This window comes from Acinetobacter sp. LUNF3, from assembly GCF_022699605.1.
In the GTDB taxonomy this organism is placed as follows: domain Bacteria; phylum Pseudomonadota; class Gammaproteobacteria; order Pseudomonadales; family Moraxellaceae; genus Acinetobacter; species Acinetobacter johnsonii.
In genome coordinates this window covers 2853430-2869831 of sequence record NZ_CP093968.1, presented here as the reverse complement: position 1 = coordinate 2869831, position 16402 = coordinate 2853430, and the positions used below count along the sequence as shown (strand labels likewise).

The window sequence follows — 16402 nt, the reverse complement described above, 5'->3', positions numbered from 1 at the left end:
CCTTTATTCTTTGGATTGACGTGGTTTAAATTGAATGACCCCAACCTCGTCGGGGATAGCTGGGATCTGAGGCTCATCTACATGAGTCGGACGATTCTCAGAATAACCACAGTCGATACATTCAATCCATTCATCGTCATTCGAGGTAAGCATAACAACTCGATCCATCGCCTGACATTTAGGACATTTTGCACCTGCAATGAAACGACGTTTAATAGTCATTAGACTTACCTTCTGAACAATTTAGGCGCCTAGTTTACTCACTTTTTTAGCGGTTCGTCCAACCTTGATGACGAAGTAAAGCATCTATTTTTGGCTCGCGCCCACGGAAATTGATAAATGCATCAAGCGCTGTATCTTTTCCGCCAACTGCTAGAATAAACTGGCGAAATTCTTTTCCAGTGGCAGTATTAAAAATCCCTTCATTTTCGAAACGATCGAAGGCATCACTGGCCAAAACTTCCGCCCATTTATAAGAATAATAACCCGCTGCATAGCCGCCTGCGAAAATATGGCTGAAGCTATGTTGGAAGCGGTTATAAGGCGTGGTCTCTAAAACAGCGTATTGTGCACGGATGTCATTTAAGGTGGCTTGGATTTGATCCGCTTTCAAAGCAGGAGCTGCTTTATGAATGCTGAGGTCGAACAGAGCAAACTCAATTTGACGTAAACTTTGCATGCCGGATTGGAAAAAACGCGCGTCCAGCAAGGCTTTCAGTAGACTTTTTGGTAAGGTTTCTTGGGTGTCAATATGTGCACTGAGCAGGTCTAAGCTTTCAGTATCCCATGCCCAAAATTCCATGAATTGACTTGGCAACTCCACCGCATCCCATGCCACGCCGTGTGTCCCCGCAACCGCAATATTATCAACTTCTGTCAACATATGATGTAAACCATGTCCAAATTCATGGAACAAGGTGATCACTTCATCATGAGTCAGCAACGCTGCTTGATCCCCCACAGGTGGCGTAAAGTTACACACCATATAGCAAATCGGTTTTTGTAGGCCTTGCGTTGTTTTGGTGCGAGAGCGGAAACCACTCATCCATGCGCCACCACGTTTGCCCTGACGCGCATAGAGGTCAAAGTAGAATCCACCGACCACTGCACCTTGATCTTCTAGTTCAAAATAGCGTGCATCTGAGTGCCAAACAGGGGCTTCACGCTCCACAATTTGAATCCCATAAAGACGGTTCACAATGCTAAATAAGCCCTGCAAAATCTTGGGTGCAGGGAAGTAGGGCTTGAGTGCTTCTTGAGATAAATTGAACTGTTGGACTTTCAATTTTTCCGAATAATACGTGCTGTCCCACGGTTTTAAATTCTCAATGCCATCTTCAGCAGCAATAGCTTTCAGCTCCGCCACTTCTTTGAGTGCAGGGGCGCGTGAATGTTCAGCCAAATCACGTAAGAATTGATCTACCGTTGCTACATTTGGTGCCATTTTGCTGGCCAATGAAAGCTCGGCGTAGTTGTTGAAACCCAACAATGCAGCCATTTCCTGACGCAGGCTTAAGATTTCTTCCATCGCCGCGGTGTTATCAAACTCAGCATGTTCAGACTGATCAGATGCACGTGTGGTATAGGCACGATACAGTTCTTCGCGTAAAGGACGGTTTTCCGCGTAGGTCATAATTGCCAGATACGATGGAAAGTCTAAAGTGGCAACGGGTTGATCAAGTTCACGCTGCTGACCATATTGTTTTAACAGCTCAATACTGCTTTGTGGTAAGCCTGCCAGTTCATGTTCCGCTAAAGGTTTGAAATAGGCTTGGGTGGCATCCAGAACATGGTTGGAAAAGTCGGACGATAGTTGTGATAAGCGTGCCGAGATTTCTGCATATCGTTTTTTTGCTTCACCTTCTAAAGCCACCCCTGACAGTTTGAAGTCGCGCAGTGCAAGTTTAATCGCACTTTGTTGGGCTTCAGGGAGGTGATCAAATTGCGCAGCATCATGAATGTGTTGATAGGTTTGATACAGCGCTGTGTGTTGACCCAGTTCGGTATAGTACTCACTTAAGCTTGGTAATAGTGACTGGTACACCTCACGAGTCTCGGCATTGTTCATGACCGCATTGAGGTGAGACAGTACGCCCCATGCTTCACTCATATTATTTTCTAAATGATCGACTTGTTCTAAGACCGCAAGCTGTGCCTGAATCGATTCAGGGACTTCGCTCAGGTCTTTTAAAAAACTTTGACCCTGTTGAATGGCTTGTTCGATCTGTTGTTGGAGTTGTACTAAGGTGATTTGATCAAACTGTGGAACAGGCAAGGTTGCTTTTTCTAATGTCATGCGTTTAAGCCAAATTAAATGTTCAGTTATCACTAGATGTAAGGGTGATGCCGTGGGAAATCAAGTTTTAATTGGTTTTGATGTTTTGCGCCGCTTGAAATTCAGCCCATGAAGGGTAGTGCTGATCAATGCGTGAGGGCTGATAAAGCACTTTGGCAAAGTTACGGGTCATACATTCAGTTGCTAAGATTTCACCGCTTTTATATTTTTCTTTACGGTGTCGCCAAATTTCGTTTTGTCGGTAGTAATCCGTCCCGATTTTTAGGAAGGCATGTTGTTGTTCAAATACATGATAGACATAGCCTAAATCGGCGGAGCAACGGAGTTCACCTTCTAGGCATTTCTCACTAAACCACAGCCGAATTTGAAAGCTATGCGGGGTGGGATTGTAAAATTGATAATCGATATAGTTATAAAAAATTGCAGCGCCACTACCAAATGGAAGTACACGACCATGATCTGGAAAAGGGTCAAAGGAATGCTGTGAACGTTGTACCACTTGTAGTGGGCTATGCAAGACAAGCCAGTGAATGAGATTGGCAATTTGGCAAATCCCGCCGCCAATACCACCGCGTGCTTGCCCAAAGCTGAGTTCCATTCCCTCGACATAGCCTTTTTGAGTTGTTGGTTGTCCCACCAACTGACAAAAAGAAAAAGTTTGTTGTGGATGGATTAAAATCCCAGAAATACACGGACTGGCAATTTTAAGATTGATGACTTTATTGTGTTGCCAGTGCTGATCGCTGCCGCCTAATTTACGAATCAGAACGGACTGATGCTTTTTGACGCGAAATGCCAAAGGGACGTCAGAAAATGAATGTGCGTAGTCTTTCCCATCTGTTTTCCATTGCCAATAGCGCATCATACGTCGGCTACGCGTGGCCATGAAATAAAGCAGGGGATGGTATTGGCTGATAGGTTTGCTTAAAAATAAACGCAAAAAGTTCATGTTGGCCCTATGAAAAAAGGTGCTAGAACATTAAGCCCTAGCACCTTTTACATCATTTACTCAGTTTTCGCTTTTGCATTTGATTTTTTCTTTTTCAGTTTAGCCTTTTTCTTCACTTTATCTTTAACCTTTGTTTCAGACTTTGATGAAGATTTTTTACCAGGCTTTTTGCTGTAGGAGCTAGGTTGGGATTTATCTTTTTTGCGTCGTATGGGCTGGTCTCCGCTGTTACTGGGAGAGGCGTTTGTCGACTCGCTGAAGACTTCTTCTTTACTTTCGCTTCGTGCTGTTTTGGCTTTACCAACACGGGGTGCTCGACTACGTATGGGCCGACCACCATGTGAGAGTTGCTGCAATAATTCAAAATCAATTTTGCGGTCTTCTAAATTCACTGCTGCAACTTTGATTTTCACTTCATCGCCCAAGCTAAAGCTTTGACCGCGTGCCTGCCCAATCAAGCTCTGACTTGGTTGGTCATAGACAAAGTAGTCATCACCCAGTTGGCTGACATGGATCATGCCGTCAACATATAAGTCTTTGAGTGTCACAAACAGACCAAATTCTGCCACTGCAGAAATGGTGCCGACAAACTCTTCACCCAAATGCTGCTGCATATAATGGCATTTCAACCATGTGGTGACAGAGCGAGACGCTTCATCTGCACGACGTTCAGTCGCCGAGAAATGTTGACCAGCATCATCTAGCGCAGCCCCTGAAAGAGGTGCAGGTTTATGTTTTAACCTGGCTTTAATCGCACGGTGTAACAACAAGTCTGGGTAGCGACGAATTGGAGAGGTGAAGTGCGTATAAGCTTCATATGCCAAACCAAAGTGACCCGCGTTATTCGCACCATAGTAGGCTTGCATCATCGAACGTAACAGCACGGCATGGATACTTGGAGCATCAATACGGTCTTTGGTTGCATCAATCACGGCTTGGTAGTCTTTCTGAGTCGGCTGCTCTGGGAACGGTAGACCTAACAGTTTGATAAAGTCGCGTACTTTTTGGATACGTGAAAACTCAGGTGGTTCATGAATACGGTATAACATTGGCACATCATGTTGTAGCGCATATTCAGCCGCTGCCACGTTTGCCAACAACATACATTCTTCAATCAGTTTGTGCGCATCATTACGCGTACGCGGTAAAATTTCCTTAATGCCGCCCAGCTCATCAAATGTCATGTAAGTTTCAACAGTTTCAAATTCCATAGCATGACGTTCAGCACGTAAACCTTTGAGGACTTGATAGAGTTGGAACAGGGTATTTAAGGATTTGCGTACATCACGGTCTTCTGAGATGGCACTGCTGTCACCTTCAAAGTATTGAGCAACGTTGGTATAGGTTAAACGTGCCTTTGAATGCATGACTGATGGATAGAACTCAAACTTGGTGACGCGACCGGCACGTGACAGGTTTAAATCACAGACCATACATAGGCGGTCCACATGCGGATTGAGTGAACATAAGCCATTCGATAGAGCTTCAGGCAACATCGGTAAAACAAAGTGAGGGAAATACACCGATGTACCCCGTTCTTGAGCTTCATCATCTAGTGGTTTGCCTGAACGGACATAGTGACTCACATCTGCAATGGCCACCACCACACGGTAACCGCCGCCTGGACGTTTTTCTGCATAGACTGCGTCATCGAAGTCGCGTGCATCTTCACCATCAATAGTGACTAAGGCTAAATCACGTAGGTCAATACGACCTTCACGGTCTTGCGCTGAAGGCTCTTTAAAGCTCTCTGCTTCTTTAATGACTTCTTCTGGAAACTCATACGGCAAACCAAACTCTAAAATGGTTTGCGGAATAATAATTTCAGTATCGGCCTTGTCTGCCATCGATTGCACAATATGACCTGTCGCCAACTCATCTTTGGTTGGGTAGTCATCAATTGCAACACGAACCGAATCGCCCACTTTGACTTGTGCGTGTTCGATTAATTCTTTTTCTAAAGTAATCGGTTGGTGCGCATTCGGATTTGCTGGCTGAATAAAGTATTCACCGTCATGTATTGATACTTTACCAATGATTTGCTTCACACGGTGTTGCACCACTTCGGTAATAAAGCCCCAAGCTTTACCTTTGCGGTCCACTGAGGTTTGACGCACTTTAACACGGTCACCATTAAACACTTGGCGCAGTTCGCGTTCAGGTAAAAGTAAGTCTTCATGACCTGCAATATTCGCCGTGCCAAAGCCTTTACTATTGATGTAAACCGTTGCTTCATGTTCAGGTTGCTCTTCGGCAATTTGAAACTTAAAGCCATCTTTCATCAGTTGACCATCACGAACCATCGCAATTAAGCGATGGCTGAGCGCTTCAATGCTTTTTTGATCTGCAATTTCAAAAATTTCGACCAAGTCCGCATGCGATAAAGCCGTCTTTTTTTCTTCGATGGTTTCTAAAATGAGCGTGCGGCTCGGAATAGGGTTGTCATAACGTTCAGCTTCAGCTTTTGCTTCAGGATCGACCCAATTTTTCATAATGTCTTTGGCTGTATGTCAGTAGATAGGATTAGCATAAGTCATGCGAAGACAGACTGCACGCAAATGATTGCAATATTGTGTTTTATGTCGGCAATTTAGAATATCTGCTGTTTTATTCAACATGCAGATGTAGAGAAAAGAATAAATTCGGATGAATCCGCCCTAAATTGTTTAAAAAGTATTTAATTGAACGAAAATATGCAAAAAATTGAGTGTCTGTGCTTGCAGTGCTAGCATGAAGTTTGTATTATGGCCGCACGTTACGGTGAGATGGGTGAGTGGCTGAAACCACATCCCTGCTAAGGATGCGTACGGGTAACTGTACCGAGGGTTCGAATCCCTCTCTCACCGCCAACTTTACTTATGTCGCGCTCATAGCTCAGCTGGATAGAGCACTTGGCTACGAACTAAGGGGTCGGGAGTTCGAATCTCTCTGAGCGCACCAATAAGTAAACTGTATGTAACGTATCGCCTGAATTGGCACACAAGTAATGCGCTCATAGCTCAGCTGGATAGAGCACTTGGCTACGAACTAAGGGGTCGGGAGTTCGAATCTCTCTGAGCGCACCAACTTGAACAATCAACCGCACATGTTGCGGTTTTTTTGTGTCTGTAAAAAAATGAAGTGCTTCGCTTGAGAAAGTGATTCCTCAAGAAAGATTCGATATAAATAAAGCGCTACTCTTGCGTGATTCCCCAGCTATGTTCGTATGGAATGCTCAATCTGTTGGTTTATGCAGCGTTTTATACCCACTATGCTTAATAACTGGGCAGTTGATCGGCTTTTATGAAAATAAGACTTAACAAAAAATAAGATTCACGTATAATTCACCCCATCAAGACGTCGCGCTCATAGCTCAGCTGGATAGAGCACTTGGCTACGAACTAAGGGGTCGGGAGTTCGAATCTCTCTGAGCGCACCAACTTGATCAATATTGAAAAAACCGCACATGTTGCGGTTTTTTTGTGCCTGCACTTTTTGTTCAGTAGAAATTCATAGCAGGGATGGATTTTTTGCCGTAGTTATTCAGTTGTTTTTTGCATCTCAGTTTTATGATGTGGTTCTGATATCGGTATGGCCTTGGCTTAAGTGGATCGCCACTAATCAACATCGATCTGCTAAAGTCCTAAAAAAATGACCGATTGTGTTGTAGTATTGAGCACAATATTTTTAGCTATTTGATATGACCCTATGTCAGAGAACAAGCCTGCATTATCGACACGTTATTTCCTCACTTTAGAAGAATCCCAAGATGGTTTTGCCTTGGCAACCTTTGGTAAAAAGCAAATGACGCGTTTTATCACGCCGTTGATTAGTGTCGGGATTATTGTGTGGGGCTTTATGCTCGGCTTTTCAGGTGTTGGTCGCTACTATGTGGCGTTGGGTATATTTTTCTTAGTTTTACAAATTCTCATGCGCTATTGGTTTCTGCCGATGATGTTTAAGCGCCAATTTGTGAAATATCAATTTGGTAAAAGTGAGCAAGGCATCGATTTATACCAAGATTATGCGGAAATTTATGCCAATGGCCGCAAGCAAGTGGTCCATTATAATGAAGTGCAAAAGTTTGCCAGTGGCAAGTTGACCTATATGCTTGAGCTGAAAAACCGTACTGTGGTGATTGTACCTAAGCGTGCGTTGGCCGATAGTGCGGATCAAGCAAAATTTGAAAACACTTTCAAAAAATAAGCATTTTGTTCCATAACACCATCAAAAAATCAGAGGAAGATCATGAGTACACGTCCATCTAAAATTGTCTGTGTCGGTCGTAGTTATGCAGACCATGCCAAAGAATTAGGCAATGCGATTCCTGATCGTCCGGTTTTATTTATCAAGCCACCGAGCAGTTTGCTCAGTTTAGATGAGGGCATCTCTTGGAATCCTGCATGGGGCAGCTGCCATTATGAGTGTGAACTGGTTTTACGCATTGACCATCGCCTAAGTAAAGCAGTCGATCCAGCTCAAGCCCTGCAAGCAGTGGGAGCTGTGACTTTAGGTTTGGACTTAACCTTGCGTGACTTACAAGATGATCTGAAAATCAAAGGTCAGCCTTGGGAGCGTGCCAAAGCCTTTGATGGTTCGTGTGTGTTGGCAGACTGGGTTGCTGTTTCCGATGTGGTACAGGACTGGGATGATGTGCACTACAGTTTTCATGTCAATGATGAGCTGCGCCAAGCGGGCAACACTGCACACTTAATTTTTGACATTGGCACCTTGTTGGCCGACATTAGCCAAGTCTTCACTTTGGAAGCGGGCGATGTAGTCATGACAGGTACACCTGCTGGGGTTGCTGCACTACAGGCGGGTGAGCAGTTGAAAATGACTCTAAAAGGCAAAAACCAAGACTATTCTTGGAATACCTTTGTTAAAGCTTAATTTACAGGCTTTCAAACCCCATCATTCAAAAAGATCACTTCGGTGATCTTTTTGAGCGCTGTTGATGACTATGGTACAGTTTGCGGAACTGATCGGGGGTATACACCATCCAGCGTTTAAACATATTAATAAAGGCCGATGCATTGGCATAGCCCAAATCCAGCGCGATACTTTCGACTTTTTTTCCTTCTGTCAGCATGCTCATGGCTTTCATGACTTTTAAACGCTGTCGCCATTCATTCAAGGACATGCCAAGTTCTTTTTGACTATAACGTGCCAGTGTGCGTTCAGTCATATTGTGCTGTACTGCCAGTTGTTGCAAAGAACTGTTGTCCGCAGGGTGCAGATGTAAAAAATCTAAAATGCTTTTCAGGGTAGGGTGTTCAGAGTGCGGTAAATAGCTGCTGACCAATTCTGCATGATGTAATTGGTCAAGCAAGACATAGAGTAAGCGCATGTGCTCAGGTGAATCATCTGGCAGACTATGTTGTCTCAAATGTTTGAATAGTGCCGAGACCAAAGGTGAGCTGAGCATAATACCTGCCTGTTGAGGCAGATGAGTGCATAAGCTTTCATGGATATAGAGCGTACCGTGAGAAACATCAGTGTGATTTAAGCTGCTATGGGCTACATTGGGTGGAAGCCAAATGCCATAAGGTGGCGGGGTAAGGTAGTCAATCTGGTTGATATTCACCTCCATCACGCCATTAAAGGCATATACAAATTCGCCCCATGCATGTCCATGCACGGGATAAACCGACTGCGCGGGGTCTTCGCGAAAGCTGATCCACAATAATTTATCAATATCATCATTGGTCGGTAATTGTTTGAGTGGTGCGCTCTTTTTTTGTTGTCGTTGGGGCATGGCTGAAATTGCCTGAATAAGAAGATATCTTGTCTGTTTTAAATTATATGTTCTATTTCAGACAAATCTATAGTGAGCTTTGATCTTTTTCAGTGGAGCAGGTCGTGAGTAGTCGTCAAGCGCTAGACAGTAAAGCTTCAGGGATTATGTTTGGGCTGTGTATTTTGTGGGGATTACAACAAGTGGTGTTAAAGCTTGCTGCCCCCGATATTTCTGCAGTGATGCAAATTGCACTGCGCTCAGGTCTCTCTGCGTTGATGGTTTACCCCATGATCAAGCTGGCAAAGGGCACATCTTTATGGGGGCGAGACTACTTACCCGCAGGAGTTTTAGTCGGGCTTTTATTTGCAGCTGAATTTTTTCTGGTCGCGCAAGCTTTACGTTTTACCTCCGCGGCGCATACCGTAGTTTTGCTGTATACCGCACCTATTTTTGTAGCATTGGGTCTGCACTGGAAATTACCCTCTGAACGTTTATCGCTTATCCAGTGGTTGGGCATTGCATGTGCATTTTTCGGGATTGTGATTGCATTTTTATTTCGTCCTGCAGCTTCACAAGCGGCTGCGAGTTCGGCAATTTGGGGCGATGCTTTAGCACTTTTGGCAGGGGTATTATGGGCAGCCACAACTATTGCAGTGCGGCTGACGAAACTAGCAGAAGCACCTGCCCCCCAAACTTTGTTTTATCAGCTCTTTATCGCATTTTTAGTGTTATTGCCTGTGGCTTTTTTCATGGGACAAGCGACGATTCACTGGTCTGTATTATCCCTTACAAGTTTACTTTTCCATACCGTTGTCGTGTCATTTGCCAGTTATCTGATTTGGTTTTGGCTGTTGAAAAAATATTTGGCCTCACAGTTGGGTGTCTTTTCTTTTTTGACCCCAATCTTTGGGATGTGTTTTGGTGTGGTGTTACTCAATGAACAGTTGGAACTCAACTTTTTGGTAGGTACATGCTTTGTGTTGATGGGTGTGATGGTGGTGAGTTTGCATCACAAAATTAAGCAGTATGCGCAGGCATTTAAAGTGGCTTTGCAATAAATACAGAGTAAGCTTGAGCTCAGACTGCTTTGATTCAGCATATAAAAAACGTGTCTTGGACACGTTTTTTATAATGAAGTTTTAAGATTTATCATCAAAAATTGTAGACAGCGGAATGGCGAGTTTGGCCGCCAAGTAATCATCCGACTCAACTAACGCTGGGCCAATTTTCTGTATCCAGACATCATCAGGATGCACATTACCCAAATCTTTACGTTTTGGTAAAGGGTAAGGAAGTCTGCTGTAAAAACTCCAAAAATCGACTTGAGATAAATTACGTACTAGTACAAATTGGTTGTCATCGGTACGTTTGACTAAGTTTTGCTGTTCAAGCATAAACACGTAACTCGGCCAACGGCCCAATTCATCTCTTCCTAAAACATCCAAAGCTTCATCATCAGAGACACTGAGTCCTTGCTGTTGCTTTTTATAAAACAGCTCCAGCAAATCTAGTAGCATAATGACAGGGTGCCGTTTTTGCTCTTTCTGGGAAGTAAATGCGGTGAGTGCGTAGCTGATTTCAACGCCAATCAGGACAATATTCCACGACAAAAAAATCCATAATAAGAAAATAGGAATCGCAGCAAAGGCACCATAAACGACTTCATAACTGGTGAAGTTTGACATGATAAAGCCGAACAAATTTTTCAGGAGTTCAAACACTACAGCACTAAATAAGCCTGCAATAAAAGCGGATTTAATTGGGACACTTCGGTTTGGAATAGTCCAATTCAGGATAAAAAATCCTAAAACCGTTAGACAGAAAGAAATCAACCACAGGACAAATGCGCCATTGAGTTCATAGCCTGCAAAATTATTGCTCAAAACATTGAGGGAAGCCATCGTCGACGAAATAACAAAGGCACTACCGAGTAGAATAGGGCCCAAAGAAATAATGGTCCAATAGCGCATAAAGCCAATAATGCCGCCGCGGGTTTCGCGGACTCGCCAAATACGGTTAAAGACTTTTTCAATGCTGGTTAACATCATGACGGTAGTGACGAATAAAAATAAGATCCCAATAATGGTTAAATTACTGGATTTATCGGTAAACGCATTTAAGGCCTTATCAAAAGCAATCGTGGTTTTCGGTAAAAAATTACTATAGATCAATTGTTGTAATTGCTGCCGTGCAGGCTCAAGCGCTTTGATTGAGGAAATGATCACCAAAAAAACGGTCAGCATCGGAACGACGGCAAACAGGGTCGTATAGGTTAGTGAACCGGCTTGTTCACGACATCGATCGGCCTCAAAGCGGCGCAGTACAAATAAAATGAACTGAAACCAAGTTTTCTCATAGAAAGGAAGTTTTCTTAAGTACTGTTCTAACATAGGCAAAGTATCTCTCTTGTTTTCTTCATCTTTTCTACATTTTTCACCATAAGCTTAACCAAAAAGTAGGAAAAATACCGTATAGTTTTATTTTTTCTGTCACCGAACTCTATTCATGCAAACCTATGTTTTAGTTTTATATTACAGCAAATACGGCAGTACCCGTGAAATGGCGCATCTGATTGCAAATGGAATTGAAGCCAGTGGTGTTGCAGTTAAAATTCGAACGGTGCCAAATATTGCGGCTGTGGTGAAGGAAGCAGAGTCGAGTATTCCTGCAGAAGGCGATATTTATTGTAGTTTAGAGGACTTGGCAAACTGTGCTGGTTTGGCGCTAGGTTCACCAACCCGCTTTGGCAACATGGCTTCTGAAATGAAATATTTTCTTGATCAAACCACCAGTCTTTGGCTCAATGGAGCTTTGCATGGCAAGCCGGCTTGTGTGTTTACCTCGTCAGGTTCGATGCATGGCGGTCAAGAAAGTACTTTATTGACCATGCTGCCACCATTGTTTCATCATGGCATGATGATTTTAGGGTTGAACAATGCCAGTCCCGCATTGTCACATACGAAGACAGGTGGAACACCGTATGGTGCGAGCCATGTCAGCGGGCCTCGACATGATCAGAGCTTAAGCCAAGATGAAAAAGTGCTGTGCGAAGCTCAAGGTAAGCGTCTTGGGGAAGTTGTGAAGAAATTACAGGCCTAGTCATTGAGACATGAAAAAAGCCCATCCATGATGGGCTTTTTATTATTGGGCTGGCGTCAGATGCTGTTCTTTGAACTTTGTACCACACTTAAGACATTTATAGTCAAGAAATACATTTTTATCGACAATGACACCCGCTTTTTTACCAAAACGATGTCCTAAAAAACCACCTGTCACACCAATACTGACCGCACCCACAAAGGTGCCAATGGTGCCACCCATAATCACCCCAAGAGGTCCAGCCGCTGCACCGATCGCTGCGCCAATAGAGGCTCCAGATGCTGCACCACCGACAGTACCAGCGGTTGCACCTGCAGAACTGAGCAATACGCCCCCAATTTTAGTCAGTTGTTGCTCGTGATTGCGTTTTTCAACCTCACTAGAGCCACATTTTGGGCAGAGAATTGTATTTTCCATAGTTTATTGGCCTATTCGGGTGACCAGTGATTGAAGCTGGCAGCCGTTTTACGGTGTGGATGATACGTTGCGCAGAACAACCGAGTTTTGCGCTTGAATTTGACAGATCTAAACAACTGAATCTAGAGTAAATCTTAGTTGAACTTGCAGCAATAATATTTATTAAACTTGTAATTTTCTTGAGTACTTTATGCTGAGTTTTTAAATATGGTTTAGTTGGCAAAGTGAATTGGGTTTCTTATAGCTTGTTTGGCACAGTACAATGCTTTATCTGCGCGTTTAAAGACATCCTCTGCATCTGCATCATATTTACCGACTTCAGCAACCCCTATACTGACCGTGAAACACAGCACTTCTTGTTCATAGTGCACTTCCATCGCTTCAATCGTTGAACAGATGCGTTTAAAGACCTGCATCGCTTCATCACCTAAGCAGGCGGGTAGAATAATCGCAAATTCCTCACCACCAATACGAGCTAAAAAGTCCTCGTCACGCAGTATGCTACGGATTTGTTTGGCCATCTTTTTCAGCACATGGTCACCTGCGGTATGCCCATAACAGTCATTCAGCTGTTTAAAATGGTCAATATCTAAGATACCTATCGTAAAGGGCACGCGAGTATGACTGAAGTGCTGCATGGTTTGATTACTTTCTTGCACAAATACTCGACGATTAAAGGTTCCTGTGAGTTCATCTGTAGATGCTAAGACCGCCATTTCTTGCACTTGTAAATGCAGTTTAATGTTTAAAGCTAACCATGTAGCGAGGCTCTGTAAAAGAATCGCTTGTTGTAGGGTGTAGTGATGTTTACGTTGATCTGCCACATTTAAGGTGCCAATACACACACCATTATGAATCATGGGCGCATCCATACAGGTGCCCATGCCATGCTCGGAAAGCATTTTACAATCCAGCTCATCCGACTGAGCAAGGTCATCGCAAATGATCAGTTGAGATTGGGCAAAAACTCGTCCGACAAAAGTCTGCCCAATCGGAATTTTAAAATCCATTGGAATCGCATGATTGCCTGAGATCGAATACAGCTTGAGATATTCTTCAGTATCTTGCAGGGTAATACTGGCCCGATCCGCATCAAACACGTGAGAAATCCAGTAAGCAATGGTATCTAAAACAGCTTGCAAGGAGTCTGCTTTACTCAAGTCGTGAATGAAGTCTACGGGGAGTTGAATGGAGTGCGCGCCATCAAAGCCAGATATAGTCCGCACGCCAAAAAACCAATACAATACCGATATGAGTTATCCAATACATTTTAGAAAGAAAATATTAGCCAAGCTTGAAGAAGGTCAATCTATCCGAGCGGTTGCTCAGCACTTCGAAATTAATAAAAATACAATTGTCGAATGGAAAAAGCGAATCGAAATAAAAAGAACTCGACCAAGAAAACCATCTAAAGTTGATGATGATGCCTTACGTGCAGATGTTGAGCAATATCCCGATGATTATCAATATGAACGCGCTGCTCGTTTTGGTTGTGCTACTTCTACAATTGGAGATGCGCTCAAGCGTCTAAATATTACAGTTAAAAAAAGACCTTACGGCACCCGAAAGCAAAAACAGAACTCAGAGAGCAGTATTTAAAAGATTTAAACCGATTAAGGTATCAACACCCGATCATCTATCTTGATGAAAGTGGATTTAAATCTCATGAACATAGACCTCATGGTTATTCAAAACAGGGAACTCCTTGTTATGGAACATATAATTGGCAATTAAAAAATCAAACCAATGCAATAGGAGCAATCCATGAGGGTAAGTTATTTGCAGTGGGTTTATTTGATAGCAAAGTAAATTCGGATGTATTTTATTTTTGGGTAGATCAGTTTTTATTACCAGAACTACCCTCGAATAGTGTAATTGTCATGGACAATGCAGCCTTCCATAAACGACCAGATATACAAGATCTATTAAGCCAACATGGGCATCAAATACTTTGGTTACCACCTTATAGTCCTGACCTTAATCCTATTGAAAAAATGTGGGCATGGGTGAAAGCAAAAAGGAAAAAATGGTTGGTTAACTCAATAGATAAGCTTTTTAGTCGTTTCTTTAACGAGTGTATGGGTAATTAAGCGGTTTGACTATAATTGGCTTGGGGTAAATGATCGTTCAGTTAATTGATTCTTGTTTATCATTCAATTCGGTATCTCTATAAAATAGTATCCAATTTAGTCTTTGTTTGTTTTACTCTTAGAAAGTGGACATTACCTTTTAGATTTGATCATGCTATATAAATCGCATTTCTCCAACTTCAATGTGTAATTAAATTGAAAAAAAACGATATATTTTTACTTTAAATTAAAAATAACCTACAGCGCAAATGTGGCATTTACATGTGGATGACCCGCGGGTCATCTGAGTGACAAAAAAAGAGCACCTGAAGTGCTCTTTTTTGAAGTTAAACGCCGTGATTTAGTCACGAACAAATTCAACAGTGCCATTTGCCAATGACTTTACGCGTGCCAAAGATTCAACGCGGTAGCCTTTTTCAAGCAAAATGTCACGACCAGGTTGGAATGATTTTTCAATCACAATACCGACACCTACAACTTCTGCTTTCGCTTGGTGAATTAAGTCAATCAGACCCAATGCCGCTTGACCATTGGCCAAGAAGTCATCAATCACGAGGGCTTTGTCTGCTGAGCTGATGTGCTTATTTGAAATTGCAATCGTGCTTTCGGTTTGTTTGGTAAACGAAAAGACTTTTGAGCGGTAAAGGTCATCTTTTAAGGTTAAAGATTGGTATTTACGCGCAAAAATAACGGGCACGCCCAGTTCTAAACCTGCCATGATTGCAGGTGCGATACCTGATGCTTCAATCGTGATGATTTTAGTGATGCCTGCATCTTTAAAACGAGCAGCAAATTCTTTACCGATTAATTGCATCATAACCGGATCAATTTGGTGGTTTAAGAAAGCATCAACTTTCAGAACTTCATCAGATAGAACGATACCTTCGCTTAAGATTTTCTGTTCTAGTGCGTACACGGGAGAATCCTCTAGGGGCAGGTGCTTTTTCAAGCAAAAGCGTATTTTAGGAAGCACCTGAAAAAATGCAAGTAAAATTCGTCAAAATGACTAATTGCTTGCACCTTTATAACCCGTTAATAGCAATCCATAGGATGTTTTCTTATCCACATGGCTGACTTTGACTGGAAGGTAGTCCAATTTAGGTGCTAACCAGAAAATAGTTTCGCGACCAGGTTTGTCATGTTTCATCACCACTTTAATGGTATCAAAGGTGCCATAATCGGTTTTGATTGATTCAGAACCTTGCTTCACAAATTTACGTGCTTCCACTTCTTTGGCATCGGCCAAATAATAAGTCGATTTTAAACCGCCATTTTTGATGTCTTCCCGAAGTTGTAATTCAGCATTCAGTTCATCCAGTACGCCTGCTTTCCAAGCGAAAGAACGCGCTTCTTTGTCTTTCTTGGTATTGATGGTTTTTGCCGCTGGATTGAAGTTAATACTCATGGTGTTGTTATGCACCAAAATTTTACTGCTACGACTAAAACTGCTGGACTGAATTTGTTTACCATTAAAACTAAAGCGACTACTTTCGGTTGCAGAGGCGATACCACCAGCTTTGGCTGCAAAGACATAGTTCCAGTTGTTGCCCGATTTCGATAACGTACGTGTCGCTGAGCCCATGTTTTTGCCATTATAGTTAAATTGATAACTGGCTTGGAATGGACTCATGGCAAAGGTTTGACTGGAGAAACCGACAAAGAGCAAGGTGCTGACACTTGTTGCCATTGCGACTGTTTTCAACATTGATTTAGCCATAAGAAAAAGTTTCCTATTCAGTTGTAGGCACAAATTTTTTGCATAGAAATATTATGCACGTTGATTATGAAGAAAAAATTCGAAACATAGGGCAAACTGTAGTTTTATGTTTCTT

Annotated in this window: 15 protein-coding genes, 4 tRNA genes and 1 pseudogene; 10 read left to right on the top strand and 10 right to left on the bottom strand. The window is 42.7% G+C overall.

What is annotated here, in order from left to right; genetic code table 11:
- Window positions 1–3: 3 nt before the first annotated feature.
- From MN200_RS13980 to rnr, 4 genes are read right to left on the bottom strand one after another with little or no spacing between them, the layout of a single operon-like run.
- Window positions 4–216 (bottom strand): YheV family putative zinc ribbon protein, encoded by a 213-nt coding sequence (locus MN200_RS13980; protein WP_171054267.1) that lies wholly within the window; start codon window positions 214–216, stop codon window positions 4–6.
- Window positions 217–268: 52 nt separating this feature from the next.
- Window positions 269–2311 (bottom strand): M3 family metallopeptidase, encoded by a 2043-nt coding sequence (locus tag MN200_RS13975; RefSeq protein WP_242760548.1) that lies wholly within the window; start codon window positions 2309–2311, stop codon window positions 269–271.
- 52 nt (window positions 2312–2363) lie between these two features.
- Window positions 2364–3245 (bottom strand): VanW family protein, encoded by an 882-nt coding sequence (locus MN200_RS13970; protein ID WP_242759678.1) that lies wholly within the window; start codon window positions 3243–3245, stop codon window positions 2364–2366.
- A 56-nt stretch (window positions 3246–3301) separates the two neighbouring features.
- Window positions 3302–5740, bottom strand: coding sequence for a ribonuclease R (gene rnr / locus MN200_RS13965; protein WP_242760547.1), 2439 nt, complete (start codon window positions 5738–5740; stop codon window positions 3302–3304).
- Between the two features lie 264 nt (window positions 5741–6004).
- Between rnr and MN200_RS13960 the strand changes: the two genes are divergently transcribed.
- The 6 genes from MN200_RS13960 (at window position 6005) to MN200_RS13935 (ending at window position 8117) form a co-directional block, all read left to right on the top strand.
- Window positions 6005–6094, top strand: a tRNA-Ser gene (locus MN200_RS13960).
- A 14-nt stretch (window positions 6095–6108) separates the two neighbouring features.
- A tRNA-Arg gene (locus MN200_RS13955) sits at window positions 6109–6185 on the top strand.
- Window positions 6186–6233: 48 nt separating this feature from the next.
- Window positions 6234–6310, top strand: a tRNA-Arg gene (locus tag MN200_RS13950).
- 276 nt (window positions 6311–6586) lie between these two features.
- Window positions 6587–6663: transfer RNA gene (locus MN200_RS13945), tRNA-Arg, on the top strand.
- A 269-nt stretch (window positions 6664–6932) separates the two neighbouring features.
- A complete protein-coding gene (locus MN200_RS13940; RefSeq protein WP_004691260.1) occupies window positions 6933–7430 on the top strand; it encodes a YcxB family protein in 498 nt (165 codons plus the stop codon).
- Between the two features lie 42 nt (window positions 7431–7472).
- The gene (locus MN200_RS13935; protein ID WP_242759675.1) at window positions 7473–8117 is read left to right on the top strand and encodes a fumarylacetoacetate hydrolase family protein; all 645 of its coding nucleotides are present in this window, start codon (window positions 7473–7475) and stop codon (window positions 8115–8117) included.
- A gap of 34 nt (window positions 8118–8151) precedes the next feature.
- On the opposite strand, the gene MN200_RS13930 is transcribed toward MN200_RS13935, so the two are convergent.
- A complete protein-coding gene (locus tag MN200_RS13930) occupies window positions 8152–8982 on the bottom strand; it encodes a helix-turn-helix transcriptional regulator (RefSeq protein WP_242759672.1) in 831 nt (276 codons plus the stop codon).
- Window positions 8983–9086: 104 nt separating this feature from the next.
- Here MN200_RS13930 and MN200_RS13925 point away from each other — a divergent pair, with 104 nt between their 5' ends.
- Window positions 9087–10022, top strand: a complete 936-nt coding sequence (locus MN200_RS13925) for a DMT family transporter (protein ID WP_029575120.1) — start codon at window positions 9087–9089, stop codon at window positions 10020–10022.
- 81 nt (window positions 10023–10103) lie between these two features.
- Here MN200_RS13925 and MN200_RS13920 read toward each other — a convergent pair whose 3' ends face one another.
- Window positions 10104–11354 (bottom strand): YihY family inner membrane protein, encoded by a 1251-nt coding sequence (locus tag MN200_RS13920; protein WP_010327576.1) that lies wholly within the window; start codon window positions 11352–11354, stop codon window positions 10104–10106.
- Window positions 11355–11469: 115 nt separating this feature from the next.
- On the opposite strand from MN200_RS13920, the gene wrbA reads away from it, so the two are divergent.
- Window positions 11470–12063, top strand: a complete 594-nt coding sequence (wrbA, locus tag MN200_RS13915) for an NAD(P)H:quinone oxidoreductase (RefSeq protein WP_125280240.1) — start codon at window positions 11470–11472, stop codon at window positions 12061–12063.
- 42 nt (window positions 12064–12105) lie between these two features.
- Here wrbA and MN200_RS13910 read toward each other — a convergent pair whose 3' ends face one another.
- Complete coding sequence (locus MN200_RS13910; protein ID WP_029575121.1) at window positions 12106–12480, bottom strand: hypothetical protein; 375 nt, start codon at window positions 12478–12480, stop codon at window positions 12106–12108.
- Window positions 12481–12692: 212 nt separating this feature from the next.
- Window positions 12693–13706, bottom strand: coding sequence for a sensor domain-containing diguanylate cyclase (locus tag MN200_RS13905; RefSeq protein ID WP_242759670.1), 1014 nt, complete (start codon window positions 13704–13706; stop codon window positions 12693–12695).
- A gap of 25 nt (window positions 13707–13731) precedes the next feature.
- Here MN200_RS13905 and MN200_RS13900 point away from each other — a divergent pair, with 25 nt between their 5' ends.
- Both MN200_RS13900 and MN200_RS13895 read left to right on the top strand, forming a co-directional pair.
- Complete coding sequence (locus MN200_RS13900) at window positions 13732–14079, top strand: IS630 transposase-related protein (protein WP_039890557.1); 348 nt, start codon at window positions 13732–13734, stop codon at window positions 14077–14079.
- Window positions 14080–14096: 17 nt separating this feature from the next.
- A pseudogene (locus MN200_RS13895) lies at window positions 14097–14570 on the top strand (IS630 family transposase); the annotation flags it as partial.
- A 340-nt stretch (window positions 14571–14910) separates the two neighbouring features.
- Here the strand turns inward: MN200_RS13895 and MN200_RS13890 are convergent.
- Together MN200_RS13890 and MN200_RS13885 are read right to left on the bottom strand one after the other, a co-directional pair.
- Window positions 14911–15486 carry a xanthine phosphoribosyltransferase gene (locus MN200_RS13890; protein WP_004691243.1) on the bottom strand — a complete coding sequence of 192 codons (576 nt, stop codon included), beginning with the start codon at window positions 15484–15486 and terminating at the stop codon, window positions 14911–14913.
- 90 nt (window positions 15487–15576) lie between these two features.
- The gene (locus MN200_RS13885) at window positions 15577–16287 is read right to left on the bottom strand and encodes a DUF3108 domain-containing protein (RefSeq protein ID WP_010327572.1); all 711 of its coding nucleotides are present in this window, start codon (window positions 16285–16287) and stop codon (window positions 15577–15579) included.
- Window positions 16288–16402 lie beyond the last annotated feature (115 nt).